This is a genomic window from Vibrio nigripulchritudo ATCC 27043, from assembly GCF_000222685.1.
GTDB lineage: Bacteria > Pseudomonadota > Gammaproteobacteria > Enterobacterales > Vibrionaceae > Vibrio > Vibrio nigripulchritudo.
The window spans coordinates 1-5940 of sequence record NZ_AFWJ01000122.1 but is presented as its reverse complement, the minus strand read 5'-3'; the positions used below and the strand labels follow the sequence as shown (position 1 = coordinate 5940).

Sequence of the window (5940 nt, the reverse complement as noted above, 5' to 3'; positions counted from 1 at the left end):
GTTATCAGCAACGTTAGTGTCAGCAGATTCGGTAGCAGTTTGCACAGTGTTATCTGTAGCTTCTGCGTGAGCCGAAGTTTGTTCTGTATTCTCAAGGCTTGATTTAGTCTCAGTAGTCACTTGCTCGCTGGTAGTTTGCTCCGAACTGGTTGATTCAGAGGTGCTATCAGCAACGTTAGTGTCAGTAGATTCGGTAGCAATTTGCGCAGTGTTATCTGTAGCTTCTGCGTGAGCCGAAGTTTGTTCTGTATTCTCAACGCTTGATTGAGTCTCAGCAGCCACTTTCTCGCTGGTAGTTTGCTCCGAACTGGTTGATTCAGAGGTGCTATCAGCAACGTTAGTGTCAGTAGATTCGGTAGCAATTTGCGCAGTGTTATCTGTAGCTTCCGATTGAGTCGAAGTTTGATCTGCAATCTCATTGTTTACCTGAGTCTCAGTAGGTTCGGAAGTAGCTTGCTCAGTATTGTCTTTAGCTTCCGATTGACTCGAAGTTTGTTCTGTATTCTCAACGCTTGATTGAGTCTCAGCAGTCGCTTGCTCGCTGGTGGTCTGCTCTGAACTGGTAGTTTCCGAGGAAGTATTTGTGTTAGTCGATTCAGTGGATTCGGCTTCAACTTGCTCTTTATTTTCGGTAGTTTCGGATTGGGTAGAGGAGTTATTTGCATCGTTTGAGTCATTACTGGTTTCAGCATAGGGGTGACTTATATCGGGTGCATCAATATCAATGCTGGATTCGGACTCGCTTTCAGCGGAGTCATCTGCGGTATTGTCGGTTTTATGGACACTTGTGGTGGTGTTGGGAGAATGATCTATTTCGGGTTCTTCTACTTCATTGTTTGACTCAGTTTCGCTTTCATCAGAAGTACCAGAACTGGGGACATTTTGGTGTGGTTTCGATTCATGCTTGTTGGTGTTAGATGTTTCGTTACCGTCAACGGATGTTGCATTTTCTTCTGGTTGAACGGTTTTGATTTCCTGAGATTGTGATGAATTATTATTCTGATCTGACACAATAGTGCCATTTGAAGACACTGTTTTTGTTTCTGACTCTGCGTCACAGCCAACTAATATAATGATTACAATTGGTATGAATAACTTAAGTGCGCCCATAAGAACTCCTCGTAAATCTACTGTTGACTTTTATATATGCGTAATAAGTAACTAAATATTCGATGTTATCGAATAAGAAGCCAGTCAACTTTGAAATACATAATCTATAGGTGAAAAAATAATTTAAATATAAACGTTTGTTTGAAATGTTATTAACTGAAGTAAATTCTTTTCTCAAATCTCTCCTTAAAAATTTGGTGTAAGAAAGTGTGATTTTTTGTAATTATTCATATTTTGTAAAATGCTATCACTTGGATTATAAATATGTCAAAAGTGCACCTATATAACATGCCGTTTAGTATTTATTAAAAGCCTTAAAAAATAAGTGGTTAGATATTTTTCTGATTAAGGGGTTTGAATGTGTCTTTTGTTATTAGTTGTTTAATAACAATGAGTTGTGAAACATTTTTGATTTATTTTATTTTATTAAAAATAAAGGTTATATCGTCGTTTATGTAGTGTAAGTGAAATAATTTAGTTAATAAATATATTGAAATTGCGTTTTAATTATGATTTTCTGATTTCTGTTGCTAAGTTTCTGAGCTTATTTCATTTTATTGTGAGCTTTTTGTGTAACTATTTAATCTATATTTAAATGTATTTGTTACAGGCTTTTATTCTATAAAGTTTTCAGATTAACTTTTATTTACTCTTGTCTATCCATTAATTTTTGTACTGGCTTCAATATCTAGTTTAGAAGATTCATTTGTTTTGATTGTTCTTTAATCGTGGTTTCCATGTGCCTACAAGGTAGCTTTTTCACAGTAATGCTCAGTTGTGTAATGCACCTAAAATATACGGTCTAACATTATTGCTATTACAACGAAGCATAGTTTGTTAAGCGTTGAAACAACAGAATTTAATATATTACAGCGACTCTTAATACCCTGAGAGATAACCCGTAACAGACAAGCCTTTCTCACTCAGTAAGGTTGGCGACTAAGCCAGAATGGAGTTGTCTTAGTCAGAAATGTGGATTTGTTCACAATGGTTGTTCTTTGCGATAGAGGTGTTTGAGTGGCACGGAATAGTTGTGCTAGTATGGTATTTCCATAGTTATAGTGTGGACAAAGGTGTTGTAAGTTGTTGGCTAATGTCCTCCTGAACGATCGGCTTACTGGGTGACAATATGTGTAACTTAAACAAGGATGTTGTCGGTAGTGATAATGAAATAGTCGTTAGGACGAATAAACTAAAAGACAAAAGGCAACGAGGCATTGTAACGAGGTCATATCGTTATCGGGGTAGTAGCCTTCCTCTTTTGTATAAAATCATTGCTATCTATGCTGTATTACTGTTGGTTCTGGTCTCTGTGGGCAGGTACTTTGTGTCAGAGAGAGGGCTTGAGATTCAGGATTCGCTACCAATAATGGACTTAAAAGTTTCCTTGGTAGAAAAAATGGTGACCAATCGTGCGCGCCTTCAATTAATGAGAAATAAACTTGTAGAAGCAGAATGGCGTGCTCATAACCGACGGTATCAAGTCCTATTAGATCAAATAAATGAAAAAATTGATTTCTACGATATGAGTATTGATGAAATTAAGCAGGTCAACACATTAGGCTCGTTTTCAAATGAAGAAATGAAGGTTCGTCGAGCTGCCTTATACGAGTCACTTCGCTCTGAGTTGGAATATGAGAGTACACTTGATAAATACCAGTTATTGGTGCTCGAACTTATGTTGAGTGCCGATAAGCTAAATAACGAAAAACACATCACACCCCCAGGGAATAATTGAACCTACAGCGTTCATAGCTCTGCCTGACCTTTACGGGGGGATAGGGTCAGGCAGAAAATAAGACCTTAGCTTATCTTAGATCTTCGACAGGAATGTGATCCATGTCGGTAAAGGTTTGGTTTTCGCCAACCATACCCCAGATAAAGGTGTACGCCTGAGTACCAACACCAGAGTGAATTGACCAGCTTGGTGAGATCACTGCCTGCTCATTGTGAATCAGCAAGTGACGAGTCTCCTGAGGTTCACCCATAAAGTGGAATACGGCTGCGTCTTTATCCATGTTGAAGTAGAAATACACTTCCATTCTGCGATCGTGTGTGTGACACGGCATGGTATTCCAGAGGCTGCCATCTTCCAGTTTAGTCAGCCCCATCAGTAGCTGACACGTTGGCAATACATCAGGAACAATGTACTTGTAAATAGTACGTTTGTTGCTTGTTGCTACGTCACCTAAAGTGACCGGAGCGGCTTCTTCCAGTGTAATTTTCTTATTCGGGTAATGAGTGTGTGCAGGGGCACAGTTATAGTAAAACTTAGCTGGGTTTGCTGAGTCGACGCTAGAGAAGGTCACTTCTTTTGCACCCTGTCCAATGTATAGCGCTTCCTGATGATTGATGCTGTATTCTTCGCCATCAACCACGATTACACCATCGCCACCTACGTTGATTAAGCCAAGTTCTCTTCGTTGCAGAAAGTAATCTACGCCGATTTTAGCGCCCAGTTCTGGGTCTAGCTGTACTGTGGTTTCAACTGGCTGCACACCACCAAAAATGATTCGGTCAATATGGCTGTATGTTAACGTCAGTCGGTCGGCAACAAAGATGTTCTCTACCAGAAACTCATTTCTAAGTGCTTCTGTTCCTAGCGTTTTCGCATGCTCGCTGTGAATAGCTTGGCGTACTTCCATTGTTTGTTCTCTCTTATGACTAAAGGCAGGGACGTTACCCTTGATGAGCTTCACTCTATCACTGAGATGATTATCGATAAATTTTTGAAATGCCGTTTTATAATCCCTGTCACATAATTTCTATTTAACAACAAAAATAAATGAAACGGCTTTTTAAAAATGTTGTTGGTGCGTTTTTTATTCGTATAATGGCGTCAAATCAGTCAGTAAGTGGTTGAGCGAATCGGAGCGTCTTCAATGAAAAAACAGCGCCTAACAGCTAAGAGCTTTTTCTCTTTTATCTCCTGGGGGAAAAACATCAGTGCATCGACTTTAAAAGCCGATCTACTGGCAGGGCTAACGGGTGCCATCATTGTTCTTCCACAAGGTGTGGCGTACGCCATGATTGCTGGCCTGCCACCTGAATACGGTTTGTACACGGCAATCATCCCGGCTGTAGTTGCTGCGCTATTCGGTTCATCTCATCATTTAATTTCAGGTCCCACTGCTGCTTTATCCGTTATCGTTTTTACAACAGTCAGTCAGTTTGCAGCGCCAGGCAGCGATCTCTATATACAACTCGCGATTTCCCTCACCTTGTTTGCTGGCATTGTTCAGTTGGTATTAGGGCTTCTTCGGTTTGGGGCGGTGGTTAACTTTGTGTCTCATTCCGTGGTACTGGGCTTTACTGCGGGTGCTGCGATCGTTATTAGCGCCAGCCAGATCAAGCATATGCTGGGTTTGAACTACCCATCCGGTGCAACCGCTGTAGACAACCTTGTATTAGGTTGGCAACACCTGAATGACTTTCATATCGCACCGCTCTTGATTGGTGTGGTGACCATCTTGACTTGTATCGTAATCAAAGACCTTTCGCCGCGATTGCCTTATATGCTGATCGCGATGATGGTTTCAATGGCACTGGCTTTCAGCATGAATGGTGCCGGGTTTGATATTTCATTAGTGGGTGAAGTCTCTGGCGGTCTTCCTCCATTTTCTGTTCCTGATGTTTCAGCCTTTCCTTATGACTCTATGATCAGTGGGGTTGTTGCCGTGGCTCTACTCGGGTTGGTCGAAGCCATCTCCATAGCCCGTTCAGTCGCCTTAAAATCCAAGCAGAACATCGACAGCAATAAAGAGTTTATCGGGCAAGGGTTATCAAACATCGCGGGTTCGTTTTTCTCCTGTTACGTGTCCTCCGGTTCATTCACGCGCAGTGGTGTGAACTATGCGAGCGGAGCCAAGACCCCGTTAGCGGCAGTGTTTGCCGCCATTTTCCTTGCGGTCATCATGTTGTTTTTCGCTAAATATGCCGCGTACATCCCCATTGCCGGAATGGCGGGTATCCTGCTGGTTGTCGCGTTTAACCTTATTGATGTGCCTCATATTCTCGATGTGGTTCGACACGACAGAAAAGAAGCCATGGTGCTAGCTTCAACCTGTGTTGCCGCACTGACTATGCACCTAGAGCTCTCGATTTATGTGGGTGTGGCTGTTTCCCTGTTCTTTTATTTGCGCCGCACGTCCAGACCGGTAGTGGATCATCTGGATTGCGAAGAACTGGCGATGGACAAAAGGCTTAACGGGAAAGTGCAGGTGGTTCGGATTAACGGTTCAATCTTCTTTGGCAGTGTTCAGCATCTGCACAGCGAGCTACAGAGTATCGACACACCTAACATCATCATTTTAGGGCGTGGCATCAACTTTATTGATCATCTGGGGGTGCGCATGCTAGCGGAGTTCTCCCAGTCTTCTGGTAAACAAGTGTTCTTTTGTCGTTTCAAAAACACGCCACGAGAGAGCTTGCTCAAAGGGGACAAGACGTTCTCAGAGCGTCAGTTTTACCCCAGTTTAACGCGGCTGATGTCAGACATGGCATCAACCTAGTCTTCCATAGACCAGAGAATGGATAAGCAGTAATGAATGACATGTTATCTGAAATATTTGATGCCACAGAACATCCGCATCGTCGATACAATCCGCTGACGGAAGAGTGGGTACTGGTGTCGCCGCATCGCGCCAAAAGGCCGTGGCAAGGGCAACAGGAAATGAACGATGAGCAGGCTTTACCATCTTACGAGCCGGACTGTTTTCTCTGCCCGTCGAACACGCGGATCAGCGGAGATGTGAATCCCGATTATTCAGGTACCTACGTTTTCAAAAATGACTTTGCGGCGCTTACAGAAAGTGTGCCATCAGCAGGTTC

The 5940-nt window shown here is 42.4% G+C and carries 5 protein-coding genes; 3 read left to right on the top strand and 2 right to left on the bottom strand.

Going from position 1 to position 5940, the window contains the following annotated elements; translation table 11 throughout:
- A partial coding sequence (locus RH89_RS12010; protein ID WP_139063274.1) for a hypothetical protein occupies nucleotides 1–1011 on the bottom strand: 1011 nt, incomplete at its 3' end.
- A gap of 1228 nt (nucleotides 1012–2239) precedes the next feature.
- On the opposite strand from RH89_RS12010, the gene RH89_RS12005 reads away from it, so the two are divergent.
- Entirely contained in the window at nucleotides 2240–2848 is a 609-nt protein-coding gene (locus tag RH89_RS12005) for a hypothetical protein (RefSeq protein ID WP_004402142.1), read from the top strand.
- Nucleotides 2849–2918: 70 nt separating this feature from the next.
- On the opposite strand, the gene kduI is transcribed toward RH89_RS12005, so the two are convergent.
- Nucleotides 2919–3755, bottom strand: a complete 837-nt coding sequence (kduI, locus tag RH89_RS12000; RefSeq protein ID WP_004402141.1) for a 5-dehydro-4-deoxy-D-glucuronate isomerase — start codon at nucleotides 3753–3755, stop codon at nucleotides 2919–2921.
- Between the two features lie 237 nt (nucleotides 3756–3992).
- On the opposite strand from kduI, the gene RH89_RS11995 reads away from it, so the two are divergent.
- Both RH89_RS11995 and galT read left to right on the top strand, forming a co-directional pair.
- Nucleotides 3993–5621 (top strand): SulP family inorganic anion transporter, encoded by a 1629-nt coding sequence (locus RH89_RS11995; RefSeq protein WP_004402140.1) that lies wholly within the window; start codon nucleotides 3993–3995, stop codon nucleotides 5619–5621.
- A gap of 41 nt (nucleotides 5622–5662) precedes the next feature.
- The coding region (gene galT, locus RH89_RS11990) for a galactose-1-phosphate uridylyltransferase (protein WP_139063275.1) at nucleotides 5663–5940 on the top strand (278 nt) is incomplete at its 3' end.

Excerpts from the sequence above, each read along its gene's own strand:
- RH89_RS12005 (WP_004402142.1), top strand. The coding sequence starts at position 2,240 with ATGTGTAACTTAAACAAGGATGTTGTCGGTAGTGATAATGAAATAGTC.
- kduI (WP_004402141.1), bottom strand. The coding sequence starts at position 3,755 with ATGGAAGTACGCCAAGCTATTCACAGCGAGCATGCGAAAACGCTAGGA.
- RH89_RS11995 (WP_004402140.1), top strand. The coding sequence starts at position 3,993 with ATGAAAAAACAGCGCCTAACAGCTAAGAGCTTTTTCTCTTTTATCTCC.